This is a genomic window from Gardnerella sp. DNF00354, assembly GCF_049262755.1.
In the GTDB taxonomy this organism is placed as follows: domain Bacteria; phylum Actinomycetota; class Actinomycetes; order Actinomycetales; family Bifidobacteriaceae; genus Bifidobacterium; species Bifidobacterium vaginale.
In genome coordinates this window covers 544,192-564,049 of record NZ_CP058402.1, presented here as the reverse complement: position 1 = coordinate 564,049, position 19,858 = coordinate 544,192, and the positions used below count along the sequence as shown (strand labels likewise).

At 40.7% G+C, this 19,858-nt stretch carries 18 protein-coding genes; 11 read left to right on the top strand and 7 right to left on the bottom strand.

Annotated elements, in window-relative coordinates; all coding sequences use genetic code 11:
* Positions 1-41: 41 nt before the first annotated feature.
* From zwf to pgl, 3 genes are read left to right on the top strand one after another with little or no spacing between them, the layout of a single operon-like run.
* On the top strand, positions 42-1,622 hold the full coding sequence (zwf, locus tag HXT24_RS02250) for a glucose-6-phosphate dehydrogenase (protein WP_422119544.1): 1,581 nt from the start codon (positions 42-44) through the stop codon (positions 1,620-1,622).
* Positions 1,619-2,572 (top strand): glucose-6-phosphate dehydrogenase assembly protein OpcA, encoded by a 954-nt coding sequence (locus HXT24_RS02245; protein WP_422119543.1) that lies wholly within the window; start codon positions 1,619-1,621, stop codon positions 2,570-2,572. The genes zwf and HXT24_RS02245 overlap by 4 nt, the downstream gene beginning before the upstream one ends.
* Before the next feature lie 33 nt (positions 2,573-2,605).
* Positions 2,606-3,427 (top strand): 6-phosphogluconolactonase, encoded by an 822-nt coding sequence (pgl, locus tag HXT24_RS02240; protein WP_422119542.1) that lies wholly within the window; start codon positions 2,606-2,608, stop codon positions 3,425-3,427.
* A gap of 279 nt (positions 3,428-3,706) precedes the next feature.
* Here pgl and gndA read toward each other — a convergent pair whose 3' ends face one another.
* Positions 3,707-5,161 carry an NADP-dependent phosphogluconate dehydrogenase gene (gene gndA, locus HXT24_RS02235; protein WP_422119541.1) on the bottom strand — a complete coding sequence of 485 codons (1,455 nt, stop codon included), beginning with the start codon at positions 5,159-5,161 and terminating at the stop codon, positions 3,707-3,709.
* Positions 5,162-5,592: 431 nt separating this feature from the next.
* Here gndA and HXT24_RS02230 point away from each other — a divergent pair, with 431 nt between their 5' ends.
* The 8 genes from HXT24_RS02230 to HXT24_RS02195 all read left to right on the top strand — a co-directional run bounded on the left by HXT24_RS02230 (position 5,593) and on the right by HXT24_RS02195 (position 12,227).
* Positions 5,593-5,844: a glutaredoxin family protein gene (locus HXT24_RS02230; RefSeq protein ID WP_004114274.1), complete on the top strand. Its 252-nt coding sequence runs from the start codon at positions 5,593-5,595 to the stop codon at positions 5,842-5,844.
* Between the two features lie 66 nt (positions 5,845-5,910).
* Positions 5,911-6,405, top strand: coding sequence for a class Ib ribonucleoside-diphosphate reductase assembly flavoprotein NrdI (gene nrdI / locus HXT24_RS02225; RefSeq protein ID WP_019261928.1), 495 nt, complete (start codon positions 5,911-5,913; stop codon positions 6,403-6,405).
* A gap of 87 nt (positions 6,406-6,492) precedes the next feature.
* Positions 6,493-8,715: a class 1b ribonucleoside-diphosphate reductase subunit alpha gene (gene nrdE, locus HXT24_RS02220; RefSeq protein ID WP_422119540.1), complete on the top strand. Its 2,223-nt coding sequence runs from the start codon at positions 6,493-6,495 to the stop codon at positions 8,713-8,715.
* 82 nt (positions 8,716-8,797) lie between these two features.
* Positions 8,798-9,907, top strand: coding sequence for a class 1b ribonucleoside-diphosphate reductase subunit beta (gene nrdF, locus HXT24_RS02215; RefSeq protein WP_422119539.1), 1,110 nt, complete (start codon positions 8,798-8,800; stop codon positions 9,905-9,907).
* 261 nt (positions 9,908-10,168) lie between these two features.
* Positions 10,169-10,759: a type IV toxin-antitoxin system AbiEi family antitoxin domain-containing protein gene (locus HXT24_RS02210; protein ID WP_004124360.1), complete on the top strand. Its 591-nt coding sequence runs from the start codon at positions 10,169-10,171 to the stop codon at positions 10,757-10,759.
* Positions 10,760-10,978: 219 nt separating this feature from the next.
* On the top strand, positions 10,979-11,602 hold the full coding sequence (locus HXT24_RS02205; RefSeq protein ID WP_422119538.1) for a nucleotidyl transferase AbiEii/AbiGii toxin family protein: 624 nt from the start codon (positions 10,979-10,981) through the stop codon (positions 11,600-11,602).
* Between the two features lie 161 nt (positions 11,603-11,763).
* Complete coding sequence (locus HXT24_RS02200; RefSeq protein WP_016635756.1) at positions 11,764-12,057, top strand: DUF2089 family protein; 294 nt, start codon at positions 11,764-11,766, stop codon at positions 12,055-12,057.
* Positions 12,054-12,227 (top strand): hypothetical protein, encoded by a 174-nt coding sequence (locus tag HXT24_RS02195; RefSeq protein WP_004110365.1) that lies wholly within the window; start codon positions 12,054-12,056, stop codon positions 12,225-12,227. The genes HXT24_RS02200 and HXT24_RS02195 overlap by 4 nt, the downstream gene beginning before the upstream one ends.
* 94 nt (positions 12,228-12,321) lie before the next feature.
* Here HXT24_RS02195 and HXT24_RS02190 read toward each other — a convergent pair whose 3' ends face one another.
* The 6 genes from HXT24_RS02190 to HXT24_RS02165 all read right to left on the bottom strand — a co-directional run bounded on the left by HXT24_RS02190 (position 12,322) and on the right by HXT24_RS02165 (position 19,755).
* Positions 12,322-12,993 (bottom strand): ABC transporter ATP-binding protein, encoded by a 672-nt coding sequence (locus tag HXT24_RS02190; protein WP_422114043.1) that lies wholly within the window; start codon positions 12,991-12,993, stop codon positions 12,322-12,324.
* Between the two features lie 6 nt (positions 12,994-12,999).
* Complete coding sequence (locus HXT24_RS02185) at positions 13,000-15,198, bottom strand: hypothetical protein (RefSeq protein WP_422119537.1); 2,199 nt, start codon at positions 15,196-15,198, stop codon at positions 13,000-13,002.
* A 416-nt stretch (positions 15,199-15,614) separates the two neighbouring features.
* Positions 15,615-17,066, bottom strand: a complete 1,452-nt coding sequence (locus tag HXT24_RS02180; protein WP_422119536.1) for an ATP-binding protein — start codon at positions 17,064-17,066, stop codon at positions 15,615-15,617.
* A gap of 332 nt (positions 17,067-17,398) precedes the next feature.
* The gene (locus HXT24_RS02175) at positions 17,399-18,571 is read right to left on the bottom strand and encodes an exodeoxyribonuclease V (RefSeq protein ID WP_422119535.1); all 1,173 of its coding nucleotides are present in this window, start codon (positions 18,569-18,571) and stop codon (positions 17,399-17,401) included.
* 34 nt (positions 18,572-18,605) lie between these two features.
* Positions 18,606-19,259: a response regulator transcription factor gene (locus tag HXT24_RS02170; RefSeq protein ID WP_014554329.1), complete on the bottom strand. Its 654-nt coding sequence runs from the start codon at positions 19,257-19,259 to the stop codon at positions 18,606-18,608.
* A gap of 34 nt (positions 19,260-19,293) precedes the next feature.
* A complete protein-coding gene (locus HXT24_RS02165) occupies positions 19,294-19,755 on the bottom strand; it encodes a hypothetical protein (protein WP_014554328.1) in 462 nt (153 codons plus the stop codon).
* Positions 19,756-19,858 lie beyond the last annotated feature (103 nt).

The window sequence follows — 19,858 nt, the reverse complement described above, 5'->3', positions numbered from 1 at the left end:
TCCTGCGCAGCAAATCAAGTCGAAACATTACGATGGTATACATGACTGAATTAAGAACCACAATATGCTCGACTGCGCATAGCGAAGAAACAACAGCTTGGAAAAATCCGCTACGCGATCCACGAGACTTGCGTTTGGCTCGTATTGCAGGACCATGTAGTTTAGTAATATTCGGAATTACTGGCGATTTAGCGCGCAAAAAACTTATGCCAGCCGTATACGATTTGGCAAATCGAGGGCTTTTGCCACCTGGATTCGGTTTAACGGGCTTCGCAAGACGCGACTGGACAGATGAACATTTTGTAAACTTTGTGCGTGAAAATATTCAACAACATTGCCGCACACCATTTCGTGAATCAACATGGATTAACCTTGCTAAAGGCATACGTTTTGTTCGCGGAACATTCGACGACGCAAGCGCATTTGAGCGCTTAAGCAAAACAGTAAGCGAATTAGACAGAGATCGCGGAACTCGCGGAAATCACGCGTTTTACATGTCGGTTCCGCCTTCTAGCTTCCCTGTTGTGGCGCAGCAGTTAGCAGCATCAGGGCTTTCACATTCCTCCGAAAACGCGTGGAGACGAGTGATAATAGAAAAACCTTTTGGTCACGATTTAACAAGCGCACAAGAGTTGGATCGCGTAGTTTCCGAAGTTTTTGACCCTAATTCTGTATTCCGCATAGACCACTATTTAGGCAAAGAAACTGTGCAAAATTTGCTAGCTTTTCGTTTTGCAAATGCAATGTATGAGCCGATTTGGAACGCTAATTATGTTGATCACGTGCAGATTACTATGGCAGAAGACATTGGCATAGGCGGCAGAGCTGGATATTATGATGGGATTGGAGCAGCCAGAGATGTTATTCAAAATCATCTGCTGCAACTAATGGCTCTTACTGCTATGGAAGAGCCAGTAAGTTTTAGTGCTAGTGACTTGACGGCTGAAAAAACGAAAGTTTTATCCGCAATCCGACTACCTCAAAACTTGGCTTCTAATACTGCGCGAGGACAATACGCAGAAGGATGGCAAGGATCGTATAAGGCTATTGGATATTTACAAGAGCAAGGCATAGATCCTAAAAGCACTACGGAAACATACGCTGCCGTGCGTTTAGATGTAGACACTCGTCGCTGGGCTGGAGTGCCATTCTACTTGCGCACTGGCAAGCGCTTAGGCAAGCGCGTTACAGAGATTGCTGTGATTTTTAAGCGCGCTCCACACTTGCCTTTTGAGTCCACTGCTGTGCGCGAACTTGGTAGTAATGCGATTGTGATTCGTGTGCAGCCAGATGAAGGCGTGACAATGCGGTTTGGGGCAAAAGTGCCAGGCGGAACATCTATGGAAGTTCGCGATGTTTCTATGGACTTTAGTTATGGAAGATCTTTTACAGAAAACTCTCCAGAAGCCTACGAGCGCCTTATTCTAGACGTTTTACTTGGCGAGCCACCGCTTTTCCCAACTACACAAGAAGTTGATTTAAGTTGGAAAATTTTAGATCCTATTGAAGATTTTTGGAGTTCGCTTGGCACACAACCTCAGCCATACCGTGCTGGAACGTGGGGTCCAGCGGAAGCTGACGCTATGCTTGCTCGCGATAATCGCCATTGGAGGCTGCCATGATTATTAATCTTCCTGATACTAATACAAGCAAAATCTCTGCGAAAATCGACGAGCTTCACGAAGAGCGTGGAGAATCTGCAACTGGACGCGTGCTCACTCTTCTTATTGACACCACTCTTAACGATTTGGAAAATGCACTGGGAGCAGCAAATTCGGCTAGTCGAGAGCATCCTTGCCGAGTTATTGCCATTGTTCGAGAATCACAAGTCAATACAGCAGATTCACAAAGCGAAGAAATGCCAAACTTAGACGCGCAAGTGCGTTTTGGTGCAGATGCTGGAGCTGGGGAAATCATTATTCTCTACCCTCATAATGGCTTAGTTCGACATCCAGATACGCTTGTTATTCCTCTGCTTGTCCCAGATGCGCCAATTGTTGCGTGGTGGCCTACAAATGCACCAGAAAATCCTGCTAAGGACTTACTTGGAGCTATGGCAAGTAGCAGAATCACTGATGCTCAAAATGCGGACAATACTCTTGAAACTGTGAAAAATTTGCGCAAAAACTGGTCTTCTAAAGATGTTGATCTTTCTTGGACTCGTCTTACTCCTTGGCGTGCAATGCTAGCTTCTATGCTTGACCAGCCTCCGCATTTACCTGTTATTAATGCTAAGGTTAGCGGTCCAAAGCATTATGTTCCGATGCATTTGCTCGCACAATGGCTAAAAATATCGCTTAATGTTCCTGTTGAAATTGTTGAAGATTCAAGCGCGCATGCGATTACGGAAGTAAGTCTTAAAAGACAAGATGGCGAGCTTTCTTTGACTCGTCCTTCTGGAGAAGAACAAGCAATGATAAGCCTTCCAGGACAAGCAACACAGCCAATTGCAATGCCAATTAGATCTTTAGAAGATTGCTTGAGTGAGGAATTGCGTAGAATCGATCCAGATGAAATCTATGCTCAACTTGTTCACGCAGATTGTTGCACAATGCAAGATAACGAACTTTAATACAACGGGTAAAAAATAATAAAAGGATTCATTATGGCTGAAGATTTTAGATTTGCACACAACGCAACAGTGTACGGCTACGATAATCAAGATATTCTAGCTTCTGTTGCTGCGCAAAAACTTGTGACTTTGATTATGCAATGGCAAAACAATGTTGAAAATCTTAATAAGCCATTCCATCTTTTGCTAACAGGTGGAACAGATTCTATTCGCATGTTTCAAATGTTAGCTAGCAACCCATTGCTTCCAGCAATCAACTGGTCCAATGTTCATATTTGGTGGGCAGATGAACGTTTTGTAGCTTATAACAGCGACGATCGCAATGCGCGCAAGGCTCGCGAGTTACTTCTTAACATGCTTAGCGATCACAAAGTTTTGCAGGAGTCTCATATTCACGAAATGCCTGCAGATGAGCGCAATGCACAAGAAATTTCGAGTGCTAGCGACGCTGAAAATGATGCGATTTTAGACGCTTCAGCACGCGATTACGAAGAAGAAATTATAGGATTACTAGGCAAAGAGCCTGTGTTTGATTTGGCGATTCTTGGCATGGGACCAGACGCGCATATGGCTTCACTTTTCCCAGGATTACCACAGATTCATAATCGCGAGCGCATAGTTCTAGGCGTAAATCACTCCCCTAAGCAGCCGCCAATGAGATTAACTCTTAGCGCACCCGTGCTAGCTCATAGCCGCCGCACTTGGTTCTTAACGGCTGGCGAGAAAAAAGGAAAAGCTTTAATGAACGCGCTTTCTTCGGATAATAACCCAGATTATCCTGCGTCTTTTGCCAACGGCACGGAAGAAATAGCATGGCTAACCACCGCAGAAACTTTGCACGCCGCAATTCAGTAATCTGCATAATATTCAATCAACTAAAAGTTAAATCAACATAGACGGGTGGCGCGTTTGGGAAAATCCGCTTGGCAAAACATGGCGCATTTGCGAAAAACAGCCCCTAAAAACATGGCGCATTTGGGAAAATTTTCATAAAACCATTGAAACATCAAGGAAATCAATCAATTTAAGAATATTAGTAAAATTCAGCAATAAAATATGCTAAAAAAGAGTAGAATAGAGTACATGCCTCTGCATAATAATGCAAAGGCATGTTAGTTATAAATATTATTTGATTTAATCTTGCTTTACTTCTGGGCGATTAGGCTCTGCCCACAAAGTGTGGAATACTCCTGGCTCGTCAATACGACCGTAAGTGTGAGCGCCGAAGAAATCGCGCTGAGCCTGAATAAGCGAAGCTGGCAAACGCTTGGAACGCAAGCCATCGTAGTATGCAAGCAAGCTAGAGAATGCTGGCACAGGAACCCCGTGCTCAACTGCGCGCGCAATAACACGGCGCCAAGCAGCTTGCGACTTTTCAATAGCATCCTTAAAGTACGGAGCAAAAAGCAAGGAAACACTTGCCTGCCCAGATTCAAAAGCCTCGGAAACGCGGTTTAAGAATTGTGCACGAATAATGCATCCGCCTCGCCAAATGCGAGCAACAGCAGCCTGGTCAATCTTCCAATCATGCTCAATTGCAGCAGCTGCAATCTCGTCGAATCCCTGAGCGTAAGAAACGATCTTAGAAGCGTACAAAGCTTGGCGAATATCCTCAATAAACGCCTTGCGCTCAGAATCGCTAAAATCAAAATGCATATCTGGACCAGTCAAACATTGGCTTTCGGCAGCTTCACGCAAAGCAACTTGGCTTGAGAGTCCGCGAGCAAACACAGCTTCAGCAATACCAGTAACTGGTATTCCGAGAGAAAGCGCAGACTGCACAGTCCAAGTACCCGTGCCCTTCATACCAGCGTGATCCACCATCATCTCAACCAAAGGCTTACCAGTCTTAGCATCCTTCTGTCGCAAAACATCCGCCGTAATCTCAATCAAATAAGAATCAAGCTCGCCCTTATTCCACTCGCTAAACACATCTGCAATGTCTTCAGACTTCATACCCAAGCCGCGAAGCATTAAATCGTAGCTTTCGGCAATAAGTTGCATATCTGAGTACTCAATGCCGTTGTGAACCATCTTCACAAAGTGTCCAGCACCATCAGTGCCAATATGGGTTACGCAAGGCTCACCTTCTGCAACAGCTGCAATCGACTTTAAAATAGGGCCAAGAGTCTTCCAAGACTCCTCCGTGCCACCTGGCATCATAGAAGGACCGCACAAAGCGCCTTCTTCGCCACCAGAAACACCGCAACCAACGTAGTGAAGACCGCGCGCGCGAATGTTACGCTCTCTGCGAATTGTGTCTTCAAAGTAGGAGTTTCCGCCGTCAACAATAATATCTCCTGGCTCCATAGCGTTTGCAAGCTCTTCAATAACAGCGTCTGTAGGAGCACCAGCTTTTACCATAATGATTGCAGTGCGTGGACGCTTAAGCGAAGCCACAAATTCTTCAACAGTTTTAGCAGGAACGAAAGCACCTTCACTGCCGTGCTCATTCATTAAAGTTTCGGTGCGCGAATAATGACGATTGTAAACAGCAACTGTATTACCGTGATGTGCAAGATTTCTCGCTAAATTCGACCCCATAGCCGCTAAACCAACAACGCCAATATTTGCCTGGGCTTCCGTCATAATGACACCTCTATCTTTTAATATTTATAACCGTAATATTTATAACCGTTTTATTATTTTATGATTGCTTTATTTTTAACACTTAACCAATCAAAACACACTTTTTTAAGTTTATCTACCTATATGCACAAGCGTCATTCATACGATCACAAAGCCTACGACATAGCCCACGCGTTAATGGCAATTTTGTGATAAAGATTACATTTTTACTTTTATTAGTCGCTATTAAAAAAACATAAATACCGCTTAAATCTTATAGACACGCGTGATAGCCAAAATTTGGACACACTAAATATAGGGATTAGACATACAACACGCCACTATAAATAGTGTTAAGTGGTAGTAGACTGTTAAATCGTGCCAAAAAGCACAAACTTAAATAATCATAAAGAAAAAAGACTTAGAATACACTCAACGAAGGGAGAAGAACCGTGACTATTACAGTTTTCACCAAGCCACATTGCCCACAGTGCGATGCTACAAAGCGTCAATTCACTAAGCTAGGCGTGAATTTTGAAACAGTAGACTTAACTCAAAGCCCTTCTACTTTAGACCAGTTGCGCGCAGCAGGATATCGCCAAGCGCCAGTGGTGATTACTCCAAACTCGTCATGGAGCGGATACCGCCCAGATTTGATTGCCCAAATCGCAAGTCAACTAGAAGACGAAAATAAAAACGATTAAAGCAATCAAGAATCAAGAATAAACAATCAACAATCAAAATAATCAAAGCAATCAAGAAGCATAAAAATGTGTGATCAAGAAAATATGTCACAACCAAGCGAGCCAGAAGCGCGCGCACAAGGCGAATCAATCGGAGCTGTAGTCTATTTTTCTTCCGTCTCCGAAAACACACTACGATTCGTAAAAAATTGCGATTTTCCAAGCAACAATGTGAACGTATATCGCATACCGCTTCGACCAAAAGAGCCAGAATTGCACGTGCGCGAGCCATACGTTTTGATTGTACCGACTTACGGCGGCGGAAATATTTCTAAAGCAATACCAATGCAAGTGCGCAAATTCCTAAACAATCGCGAAAATCGTTCGTTTATTCGCGGCGTAATATCTTCTGGAAATACGAATTTTGGAGATGCATATTGCGCTGCAGGCGGTCAAATCGCTGGAAAATGCGCAATCCCAAATATGTATTCGTTTGAACTTACAGGAACTGCAGAAGATATAGAAAAAGTAGCGCAGGGAATACCAAGATTTTTACGGCAATTAAAAGAAACAGAAAAATAGAAGAAACGAAATAAACAAAATCAACAAAATCAACAAAAAACAGCGTTTGAAAAGCAAAACTAACGCACGAGGAAAGGAATAAACACCATGAATAGCACGGATCCGATGAGCGAATCCACTTCGCTTAATCTTGATCACACTGACGACACCAACACTGCTAGCAGCACAGCAGAGCGCATTCGCAACAGCCGCGACTACCACGTTCTTAACGCTATGCTCGGTCTTTTCGACCCAGAAAAAGGTATTCAGTTTGATAAAGATCAGGAAGCAGAAAAGCTTTACGTTTCGGGTTACGTGCAAGAACACAGCATGAAGTTTGCTTCAACTCATGAGCGCTTGAACTATTTGATTAGCAACTACTACTACAACGGAAACGTGTTCGGCAAGTATAGCAGCGAGTTTCTAGATAAGTTCTACGAGCACGCAGAAGCTGCTCACCACACTTTTGGCACATTCTTGGGTGCTTTTAAGTTCTACACTTCTTACGCTTTAAAGACTTTCGACGGCAAGCAATATTTGGAAAACTTCGCTCAGCGCGCAGCAGCCGTAGCTTTGGAACTTGCAGATGGCGATGAAAAAGCAGCGCTCAACTATTTGGACGAGATGCTTGCAGGCCGATTCCAGCCAGCCACTCCAACGTTCTTGAATCTTGGTAAAGCTCAGCGCGGAGAGGCTGTGAGCTGCTTCCTCGTGCGTTTGGAAGATAATATGGAGTCTATTGCACGCGGAATTAACTCTGCTTTGCAGCTTTCTAAGCGCGGCGGCGGCGTTGCTCTGCTTCTTACGAATTTGCGCGAGCTTGGAGCTCCTATTAAGCGCATCGAAAATCAGTCGAGTGGCGTTGTGCCTGTTATGAAGCTTTTGGAAGATTCATTCTCTTATGCTAATCAGCTTGGCGCTCGTCAGGGCGCTGGTGCCGTGTATATTAGCGCTCACCACCCAGATATTATGCGTTTCCTTGACACTAAGCGCGAGAACGCAGACGAGAAGATTCGTATTAAGTCGCTTTCTTTGGGTGTTGTGATTCCAGATATTACTTTTGAGCTTGCTAAGCGTAAGGAAAAGATGGCTTTGTTTAGCCCTTACGACGTTGAGCGTGAGTACGGAAAGCCTTTTGCAGACATCTCCGTTACCGAGCATTACGATGAGATGGTTGCAAATCCTCGTATTCACAAGAAGTACATTGACGCTCGCGAATTCTTTATGACTCTTGCGGAAATTCAATTTGAGTCTGGCTACCCTTACATTTTGTTTGAGGATACTGTGAATCGCACGAATCCTATTGAGGGCCGCATTACTATGAGCAACTTGTGCTCCGAGATTTTGCAAACTCAAGAAGCAAGCACTTATAACGCTGACTTGTCTTATAGCCACGTTGGTCGCGATATTTCTTGCAATCTTGGCTCTCTTAATATTGCTAAGGCGATGGACGGCGACTTGGGTACAAGCGTTGATTTGGCTGTGCGCGCGCTCACTTCTGTATCCGAGCACACTTCGATCGATTCTGTGCCTTCGATTCGTCGCGGAAACGCAGAGGGCCATGCTATTGGCTTGGGTCAAATGAATTTGCACGGTTTCCTTGCTAGAGAGCACATGCAGTACGGAAGCGAGGAAGCTCTTGATTTTACAGACATGTACTTTATGACTGTTGCTTACCACGCTTATAAGGCTTCTCACGCTTTGGCTGTAGAGCGTGGGGCTGCTTTTGCAAGCTTTAAGACAAGCGCTTACGCTAAGCCTGCAGGAAAAGGCAACTACTTCGATAAGTACACTGATGGCAGCCGCTCGCTTGAGCCGCGCACACAAAAGGTTCGCGATTTGTTTGCTCGTTTTAACGTTGCGATTCCAACCGTTTCGGACTGGGAGAAGTTGCGCGACGAGATTTTGCGCGACGGCATTTACAACGAGTATTTGCAAGCTGTTCCTCCAACTGGTTCCATCTCGTACATTAACCATTCCACGAGTTCGATTCACCCGATTGCTTCTCGCATTGAGATTCGCAAAGAGGGTAAAGTTGGACGCGTCTACTACCCTGCCGCTTACATGACGAATGACAATATGCAGTACTTTAAGGATGCTTACGAGATTGGTTGGAAGGCGATTATTGACACTTACGCTGAAGCAACTCAGCATGTGGATCAGGGATTGTCTCTTACTTTGTTCTTCCCAGACACTACGACTACTCGCGATTTGAACAAAGCTCAGATTTACGCGTGGCGTAAGGGCATTAAGACTCTTTACTACATTCGTATTCGCCAGAAAGCTTTGGAAGGTACGGAAATCGAGGGTTGCGTAAGCTGCACGCTGTAAACCTTATGGTTGTAAATCTTCCACAAATTAAATCAAAAACTTAAAAATTTTATAAAACGTAAACACAGAATCAGGAGTAATTATGACAGAACTCGATCCAACTGCGCTCGATCCAACAGCACTAGACCCTACAGCATTGCGCAGTAGCTTAGATAAGCCTTTCGGCACGAACCGCGTAATCGCAGACGATGCTATGATGGCAGCTTCCATCACACCAGCTCAGTATCGTTACCATCACGGTTCGCGCGTGCGCCCAGTTAATTGGAATAATATTGTTGACGACAAAGATTTGGATGTTTGGAATCGTCTTATTGCTAACTTCTGGCTTCCAGAAAAAGTGCCACTGAGCAACGATATTCCTTCTTGGCGTTCCCTCACCGATCTTGAGCGCAAGACCACTACTCGCGTTTTTACAGGCTTGACTTTGCTTGATACCAGCCAGGCAACTATTGGTGAGCTTTGCCAGATTGAGCACGCGCGCACGGAGCACGAGCAGGCTATTTACACGAATATTGCTTTTATGCAGTCGATTCACGCTCGCTCCTACTCCTCTATTTTCTCCACTCTTTGCTCTAGCGAAGAAATTGATGAGGCTTACCGTTGGGCTGTTGGTAACGACGTTTTGCAGCAGCGCGTTACCACCGTGCTTTGCGAGTACGAGAGCGAAGATCCACTTAAGCGCAAGATTGCTGCAACTATGCTTTCTTCGCTTCTTCTTTACGCGGGCTTCTACCTTCCGCTTTATTTTGCTTCTCGCGGAAAGATGATGAACACTGCAGATATGATTCGCTTGATTTTGCGAGATAAGGCAATTCACGGCTACTATTCTGGCTACAAGTTCCAGCGCGGTTTGGAACTTAGAAGCGAGAACGATAAGAAGAATCTTGAAAAGTTCACTATGAACTTGCTTGATACTTTGTACGATTTGGAAGTTGAGTATTCTGGTCAGATTTATGAAGGATTTGACTTCCACGATGACGTTTTTGATTTCGTTCGTTACAACGCTAACAAAGCTTTGATGAACCTTGGCTACCCTGCTAAGTACAGCGAAGAAGAAACCCACGTAAGCCCAGAAATTCTCGCAGCTCTTTCTCCTGCAGCCGACGAAAATCATGACTTCTTCTCTGGCTCTGGTTCCAGCTACATTATGGGCAAGTCTGTTGAAACCGATGACGACGATTGGGACTTCTAGTCGCTAGTCGCTTTACTAATTAATTAGGTTGCTTATGTACTTTCATAAGCAACCTTTTTTATTTAATTATTTAAGAATATTTCCGTTTTGGAACTATTTTTAAATATCCGCGTACTTACTGAGTTATCGTGGCAGTTTTTGCTAATTTTGCATTTTTTGCCATGATAACTTGTTAAAAAATATGACGTCTGCAATTCTTGTTGCTTTTACACTACAAAAAAGATAAAATATTAGTATGAAAGCAACAGAAGTGAGGCTATTATGTCGAACAAAGAGATGCTCCTTGACTATTTAGATAACCATCATGGAATAATTACATACAAAGATTGTAAAACATTAAATATTCCAACTATATATTTAACTCGTTTGAAAAACGAAGGTGTTCTTAATCGAATTGAAAGGGGAATTTTTCTCTCTTCCAATGGTGATTATGACGAATATTACTTCTTTCAATATCGTTATCCACAAGCTGTATTCTCTTATGTTTCAGCTCTTTATCTTCAAGGTTTTACAGATGAAATTCCACAACATTTTGAAGTAAGCGTTCCTAGAGGATATCGTTTTAATAATCCACCATCAAATTTAACTATTCATTGGGTCTCAAAATTGTATAGCAAATTAGGCATTACTACAACGATTACCACAATGGGGAATAAAGTACGTGTTTATGATTTTGAACGCATTATTTGTGATTTTATAATAAACAGAAACAGTATTGATTCTGAACTCTTTGTTAAAACTCTTCAAGCTTACAGTAGGTATAACGGGAAAGATCTTATAAAGCTTCATGAGTATGCAACAAAAATGAATATATCCAATAAAGTCAAGCAAACACTGGAAGTGCTACTGTGAATAAGGCAAAATTAACAGCATTGTGTCATAAAATGTCCGCAAAGACTGGTTTAACATTTAATTCTGTTATGATTTATTATTTTCTTGAAATTATTTTGAAAAAATTAAGTCAAAGTAATTATTCAGATCACTATGTTTTCAAAGGTGGATTCCTTCTGTCAAACATAAATAGGTATCAATTCGCGCAGTACGGTAGATATTGACTTTCAGTTTCATAAAATGGAGCTTTCAAAAGAAAAAGTTAAAAAACAACTAACAGAAGTTTTTGCAAATTCAAAAGATGATATAAGTTTTTCCATTCAGTCTATTACAGCCATTAAAGAAAGCGATGATTATGGAGGATATCGCGCAACAATTTTGTGCGAGTTGGAAAATATTAAACAAGTTGTTCATTTGGATATTGCTACTGGCGATGTTGTTACACCACAGCCAATAAATTACTACTATAAAGCTATTTTTACCGATGAAACATTCCCAATTATTGCATATAACGTTGAAAGCATATTAGCAGAAAAGCTTCAGACTATTTATTCACGCAATTTTTTAAATAGTCGTAGTAAAGATTTTTATGATATTTTCATTCTTTTAAAATTAAAAAAGGATGATATTGATTTTTCGCAATTAGAGATAGCTTGCCAGAGAACTTTCTTATATCGTGAAACAGAACTAGATTTTAATAAGATAATTAAGCTTCTAGAATCCTTCAAAACTGATTATACGCAAAATCAACAGTGGCAAAATTATTCGAAAAAATATAGTTATACAAAAGGAATAACATTTTCAAACGTACTTGATGAGACTATAAACTTACTGAACATTCTTAGTGCTAAGCAAAATGACTAAATTTGTATACATTGGCGACAAGACGGCAATTTTGGCGACATAAAAATGTCGCTTTGTGCCATATCTCTCATGTTTATTCTTGACAAACTCATACAGCGACTTTAATATTTTTAATAAAAGTTTAATTTAATTAAAGTTTATAGGCTGAAGAAAAGGGTGATATGGATCATATTCCAAGATGGATGGCTAATCTCACAGACGAAGACATGTCGTTTATAAAGAACTTTGTATTATCGTCTGGATCGTTAAAAGAAATGTCGCAAATGTATCAAGTCTCTTACCCAACGATGAGAATCAGGCTTAACAGGCTCATTGAAAAAATTCGAATAAGCGACAATGAACCAGAAGACCCGTTCGTTCTTTTAGTAAAGAGTCTTGCTATTGACGATAAATACGATGTTGACACAGCTCGAACACTCATAAACGAATATAGAAAAAGAAAGGATAAATCATGAGCTATGCATTATTTGGTCCGATAATTGACATTCTTATCGCACTTGCTATATGTGCTTTAGTGTTCTTTATTGCAAGAAGTCTTATTCGATATGCGCATTCTCTTAAGAAAGATGATAAGTCATCTAAGCAGTCTGCAGAAGATAAAAGAATTGCGTTACAGGACTTATAAAACACAAAACCGAGTTATCGTGGCAGTTTTTGCTAGATTTGCGAATTTTGCCACGATAACCCGAAATTTAACGAAGAGAAGAGAAGCAATGCAACTACCGAGCTAACGCCTCAATATGCAACACACGATCACATCGCTGAGCAATCAAAGGATCATGTGTCACTACAAGCAATGTCTTGTTATATTCTTTATTCATCGCTTGCAATTGCGCAAACACTTTATCAGCAAGATCTCTATCAAGTGAACCCGTCGGCTCATCTGCCAAAATCAACGAGCCAGGTTTCAGCATTGCACGAGCAATCGCAACTCGCTGCTGTTCGCCACCAGAAAGCACAGCAATACGGTCATTTTTAGCATACTCAATATTGAGTTCAGCAAGAACTGCATCAATCATTTGGTGTTTAACAGACTTTGACTCTTTATTATATGCCATCGCAATCCACAAATTATCAAATACAGTTCGATTATTGAGCAATGCAAACGATTGAAATAAATAGCTAATATGATAACGACGTAACTTAGTAGCAGCAACAGAATTAATAGCTGGAAGTTCTTTGCCAGCAATCTTTATTTCACCTTTATCATAGGTTTCAAGCATGCCGAGAATGTTTAGAATAGTGGATTTTCCAGAGCCGGAAGCCCCCATGATTGCTAACGATTCTCCTTGTTTCACACTAAAACTAAGATTATTTAAAACCAGTCGATTTCCATATGATTTATAAAGATTGCGTACACTTATTAAAGGTTCAATACTGTTATTTTGCATTATCGACTACTCCTTTACCATAGAAGTAATGTGTTTATTACTCAAATAATATGTTTGTATCGTTAATAATATGAGTTCAATAATTGCCGAAATCAGCACATATATCATGCCAGAACGAGTCCGTTCAATCGAAGCAATAACAAAAAGTACTCCTTGAACGAGTCCCACAAGCAAGAATGGCATAGAGAATATGCGTAATAGCGAAAAACCAAGCAATCGTTTCACTGCAATACTTTCTTGATAGCATGCTGCAAACATAGCAATAATCGCTATAAGCAATATCAACATAAGCAGAGTAATAAGCAGAATTACACTACCAAACAATTGCAACGTCTGCATAATCGTCTTTTGATAGCCTGCAATGCATTCTCCTACTTGTAAGAATTGAAGATGATTATCATCAAGATGATACCGTGCAGTATAAGCGTCGCTCAGATATCGGGCTGCTGCTTGATCATTCAATTTAATGTAGCTATTGTCAAGGCCGCCAGCAAGTAATGATTCACTTTCAGACGCATTCAAATTATCACTCGTCGCATAAAAAATAATAGGATCTTTTACCATAACCTTATGATGAATATCTGTAGACCAGTTAAACCACTCACGAGAAGGATGATACGTGCGGAATGCGAATTGTGGATGCGCAGTAAACTTGGTCGAAACATCAGTAGACGTTAAGTTGTCTGACTCTTGAAGCCACCGCCTCATCGAAGTCTGCTCTTGAGGATTATACGTGTCGGGAATGAAGTAGATGCGCACACCCTGACGAGCAAGGTTTTTGACCTCGTTATCTACAGTAAACCCTTGATCTTGCAAGTACTTAGGCGACGCCACAAACGACCAGAATGGCTTAGAAGGTACATGCTTATATACGCTACCATTGCGCCAATCTTGTAGTATATCCGCATCAAAGAAACTTGTGTAAATAAGCCTTACTCCTGGCTTATCCTCAATAGAACGATACCATGCAAAAGCATCTTTGGCATACTGCGTCGATTGACCAGATACCGAAGCACCATCTTGCCCTACGAGGTGGTGATACATAATTCTCTGGTTTAATACAGGATGCCACATACGAGCAACTTCCACACTTTTCGTCAACTCGCCTATTGGCCCATCTATGCTATGCACACCTTCTAATACGCATGTTGATGCAATAGCATAAACGAGTGCAAGAGCAATAAGCATACCGCGTTTGGTGATACGATTACGAATTGCATCTACTGGTTTCACAGAAATAATCATCAAAATAACTAATGCACTGAGAAGCAACACAACTGCAATAACTGGCAACGCTATAATCAGCGCCTGCATTAACAATTGAATATTCCATATAAATCCGTGAGTAAATAAACTCATCACGATACAAACAAGAGGATATACGGCGAGTGCTGAAACAAGTATCGGCATAAGATGACGCAAAGCAAACGATGAACGCGACCAACCCAGCAACAAGTAGCTTCCCAATGTTCTATACGAAAGATACCCATCAGCGATTATCGTAATGCCAAGAAGCAACACTGTTACAATGCAGACAATAATAAAAGTAAGTTGATTAAAACTATTGGATCGTGCTATTCCAGATTTTCCACGTTGAAAATCTTGGTAGGTTGTACCAGCGATGCGAGCAGCTTGAGTAACTAATGCATGGTAGTCTCGATTGGAAAGTCCCACAATCCTGTAATCACCAAGCTTTGTTTTACTATTGTTGACGAGGGCATCTAATTGACGAACAACTAAACGCGAACCCTCAATGGAAATAGTGGGCAGATCAGCAAGCATATCTGCTTTTGCCATATCAAGTCCAAGCGTTTTGCTACTTTCGCTGTGCAATAATTGCGTAAAGGCATGCGATGTCAGAATCGGCGTTCCGAGATACGACAAAGTAAGCAAATCTTCTTTGCCTCGAGGATTGCCAAATATGCCAAGCTCAAAACCATCTACACCAGCGTCACTCGCTGCCAAGCGCATATCATTACGAACCACAAAAGCATTATGCTGAGCAACAGTCTTCTTGAGTAATGCATAAATTTGATCAGCTTTGTCTTCTGTCACACCGCGTAATGAAAAAAGGCGACTCGTTTGTGGATATATAGCAATACAATCACCCAAGGAGTCGTTCATTTTTGTCAAACCTAACAGCGATGCAAATAATGCAAGCAGAAGAACAAGTGCGCATGACAATGAACGCAATAATCGAGACATCGCATACCCCTATAATAAGTTATTCATACATACAGATTATTTGCAATCCCAATATGCAGTAGCACATGGAACCAATGCCATGGAAACTGCTAGTACTACTGTCGATACAATACGTGAAATTTTCTTCATCGTAAACCTCCAACTTATTTGTCGGGGGGGGGGCAATGTGCCTCCCACTAACATGATAGATTTACTTGTTTGTTGCGTCAACAAGAAATGTTAAGGATGCGTTTTAATCGAGTATTTGGACGAAGCTTTGCACAGAAGATGCAAGTAAGCGGTTAATCTGTGATGCAAAATTCTGTTTCGTTGCTATTTTATACGCGTTATCGTGGCAAAATTGCAAATCTAGCAAAAACTGCCACGATAACGCGTGATTTCGGCTGCGCGATATGGTCGTAACTATTGTCGCGTAATCAGTTAAAAAACATTGTTTGTGCGTCAACAAAGTTGATGCTTGTTTTAGCATGACGAGGATTGTAAGAAGTTGGATACTTTGTAAACAGCATAAATATTTTCTTATAATCGCTATTTTTTGCATTCTCAACTAAAGTTGCGCGCTGCAACAACTTGCTCACCGATTCGGCTTCGTTAAGATTATTACGCCACTTACATTCTGCAATAAGAAGCTGCTTGTTAATATCGTCTTCTGCAACAATATCAATATCGGTTTGCTCACGAGCAATAGGATCAGAACCCCACCATTTACCTAACTTAGTTGGTAAAAAGTCCATTCCTCCAACTTTGCATTGGCGCACAATCCACTGTTCGCACATTTTCTCAAACTGTTGACCTACAAAAGTACTAAACGCTTCATGCTCGCCGCCAAGAATGCTACTTGCGGCAGCGTGTGAAAGTCCGCGTTCGATCAATCCTTTATTAGGCGCTACAAACCTATACCAATACGCAAAAAATGGGTCACAAATCTGCCATAATCCTTTTTTGCAATGAAGTGGATTCATGCCAAATGGAATATTTCTTTCAATTAATCCAAGTCCTTCTAGTGTTTTCAAATACACGTTCACTGATGTAGCTGGCAATCCAATGCGATCCGATATTAAAGTCGGAGTATTGCATCCTGTAGCAAGGGCATTTAGCACACTATTGTATGTTGAAGGATCACGCAATTCTTGACGCATGAGCATGTCTGGTTCAGCGTACAAAATTCCCGAAATGTTAAAGCATAATTGCTCAAGATTTTCCGCAAACGAAGACTTATTATCTAACTGCTCTATATAGTATGGTGTTCCTCCAAGGGATGCAAAATAGTTGATTTTATCTTCCCAAGTAGCATTATTTGGCATAAGCTCAGATGCTTCAAAAAGATTAAATGGTTGCAAGCGAATCTGTGCGGTACGTCTTCCATAAAGCGGACTCTTTTTGCCAAGCACTTCACTTTCCATGAATCCTTCGTTACTGCCGCACAAAATAAGAGTCATGTTCGCGTTTTTAAATTTATGATCTATTGCGACTTGGAATGTTGACGCTAAGGATTTATCTGCTTGAGCTGCGTACGGAAATTCGTCGAAAACTAGAATAAGTGGAGATTTAGGAGCATTCTGGTCTACGGCGTTAGATTGTTGCGCAACAAAATCGAGAGCGTCGTTCCAATTATTAAACGATCCTGTAGTTGACGGTAGATTGAAGAAGTCGTACACAACGCGCGAAAAATCACGCAAATTCTCGATATTAGTTTGCTCGCGAGCAGTAAAAAGTATTGCGTGCTTATTTTTACAGAATTGTGAAATAAGCGAAGTTTTTCCTATCCGTCTTCGACCATAAACTATTGCCATCTGGAACGAGTGTTTGCTGTTCTCATATAATTTTTCAAGTACTTGTAACTCGTCTTGTCTGCCAACAAAAACCATATTCCACCTGCCGTTACGCCAATAATTGCAATATTTTTCAGCGCATCTTATTACTGCCGAATATACGCTCTATTTAATATAATCGCGATTATTATAATCGTAATTATAATAATTTAAATTATATTATTTTGCAATATAATCAACGCAATCACGCGTTATCATGGCAAAAAATGCAAAATTAGCAAAAACTGCCACGATAACTCTTATAACATAGCAACGAAACACCATTCTGCATCGCAGATTAACTTCTTATTTGCGTTTGCTGCGCAAAGGCGCGTCCAAATACTCGATTAAATCGCAAGAAAGCACAATAATTTATTTTTGCACAATGGCTATTTCTCTACATGAAGCGGAACGTGTACATTAATAATCCACGAATCGTCATCTTCAATAACTTTAAAAGTTCCGCCAACTCGTTCCGCAAGCATCTTATGAAAACGCAGTCCATATCCTAATTGCAAGTTAGCAAGAATACCGCGTTGCGCACTATTTATACACGTAATATGACATTCATGGTCATTAAGCATTACATTCATAGCATATTCTTTAGGTTTTGCAGCATGCTTTTTTACGTTTGCGAGTAGTTCTCGGCAAATATATTCAATTTGAGCACATTCTTCAAAAGGCAAACGCATTGATCGAGAATCTTCAGCAGTTAAATCACTACTCAAGTCAATGGAACCAATATAGCCAAGCTTTTCAAATGACTTTTGTTCACAGTCAAATAAAACACGTAAGCCTGTGCAAAAATCTTTATAACATGTAGTAGATTGCATAACATCACCAGTGCTTGCAGTTGTAGCATTGTCAAGAAAAGAAATGATATTGCGTGCTTTATGAATAGTTGTAGTAGCACATTGAAGAATCTCTCGTGAATTTTCATGCTCTTGGTCATGAGTCGTTTGAGGTTCAATAGATTGTTGGGCCATCATCATAATACTGGAAAGCTCATTAGTTACTTCATCGTGCATGCGAATTGCCGCAATAGTGGCATATTTTTGAAAAACGTTGTAACGTTGCGCAAATAACTGTTCCTGTTGCTGGTGAATAGTAGAAATATAGTATTTTACGATTGCGCTAGAAATAAGAGTGATAAGAAGCCACCACCCCAACACATAAGCGTTTTGAAAATCGCAGATAATAAAGAACCATGAAGAAACTCCGCAAGAAGCAAGCACGGTGTACCAAGGTTGAGTAATTACAGCAATTGCCAAACAAATCAATATGGTAAGCATCATAGATGAATAGTTGATATTGGGTGCAACAATTACCAACGGCATCCAAATGAGCACAATAAAAGATGCTTTACGTGGCCATATTGCAATGCATAAGCAGATTACAATCCATACTATTTCAACTGTAATTGCATGCCAATTAGAGTAGTAATGAAGATTATTATAGGAACAAATTTCAAGAATCAAAGTACAACTTATGATTGCACCAATTCCAATTTTCTGCCAAGCATCATGCGGCAAAAAATTGATCATACGCGTTAATAATTTCATAACTACCTACTTTTACACATTAATTTCTTACACGTTATATGTCATGCGAGTATTTTGCGAGCGCAGCAAGCGCCTGCATGCGACTTTTAACTTGAAGTTTTCCATAAATACGCCGTAAATGCGTGTTGACTGTTGAAACTTTCACATTAAGCTGATCTGCAATCTCTTTCGTAGAAAATCCCTGTTTGCACAAGCGCATAATTTCCGATTCTTGAGGAGACAAAACTGAAGTCTTCGGAAGTTGAGAAATCATATTAAATGATTCTTGCGGAGTGTGAAAATAGTCAATATATTGTGGCAATTCTGGACACCCGTAGCTTGTTGCGCGCGATTGGATAGCTGCAACTACGTCTGATAAATTGTCTTTATGTATTAACGCTTGACCACCCGACTTAGCAACTTGCAATACGTATTCATCTAACATGTAGGAAGTAATGCCAATTAAAACAATATTGCTATTGCGCTCGCGAATTGCTTTAATTACATCAACGCCACTCATTTCTCTCATTGACATATCTACTAAAAGTATGTCAGGAGTATTTTCTGTAATGCAACGATGAATAGCTTGTTTTGCAGAAGAACACATCCATGCACAAACAAAATTTTCAGGCAAACGACTTTTTAGAAGAAGTTGCATATATCGCAATACAAGCGTGTCATTATCAACAATTGCGTAAGTGGTGTTCATACAATATATGGTATCTTGTTTTGGAATCCGATTATCAAGAGATGTGCGATTGTATTGTTTTTCTCAAATTATCAAGATTGTACACATTAAAGTGCCATACGCTAGCACTTTCCGTTGGTACACCCCATTCTTCAGTTTTGCCATTTGCAGTAAAACGAATTATTTGAGTTGTTGGCTTATTTATAACTTCAAAATTAGTGAGTTGATTCCACGCAATACGACGAAGATGCTTATTGTCTAATTTAGCTAGATTACCCGAGCCTAAAATGACATTCGGATTAACAATAATAAACTCATTATTAGTGGCAGCAATAATACGCGCATTAACGCCTTGCGCTACATAGAATAATTTAGGTAACAAAAATAGTTTGATTAAATCTTTCCACCAAGGGTCGTATTTCATTGTAAATACATACGTCTTATCAACTGAAAGATTGTGATCTTTAAAGTACTTAACAATATCCTCTTCTCGTATACCGCGCAAAGGATTAGTCATAATAAGCACCTCCTCGTGATTCTTGTTTTGTAAATTATCAACATACTAACGTGCAGATTTTATCTACACAAATAGGCGTACCTATTTTTAACGATAGTGCTTT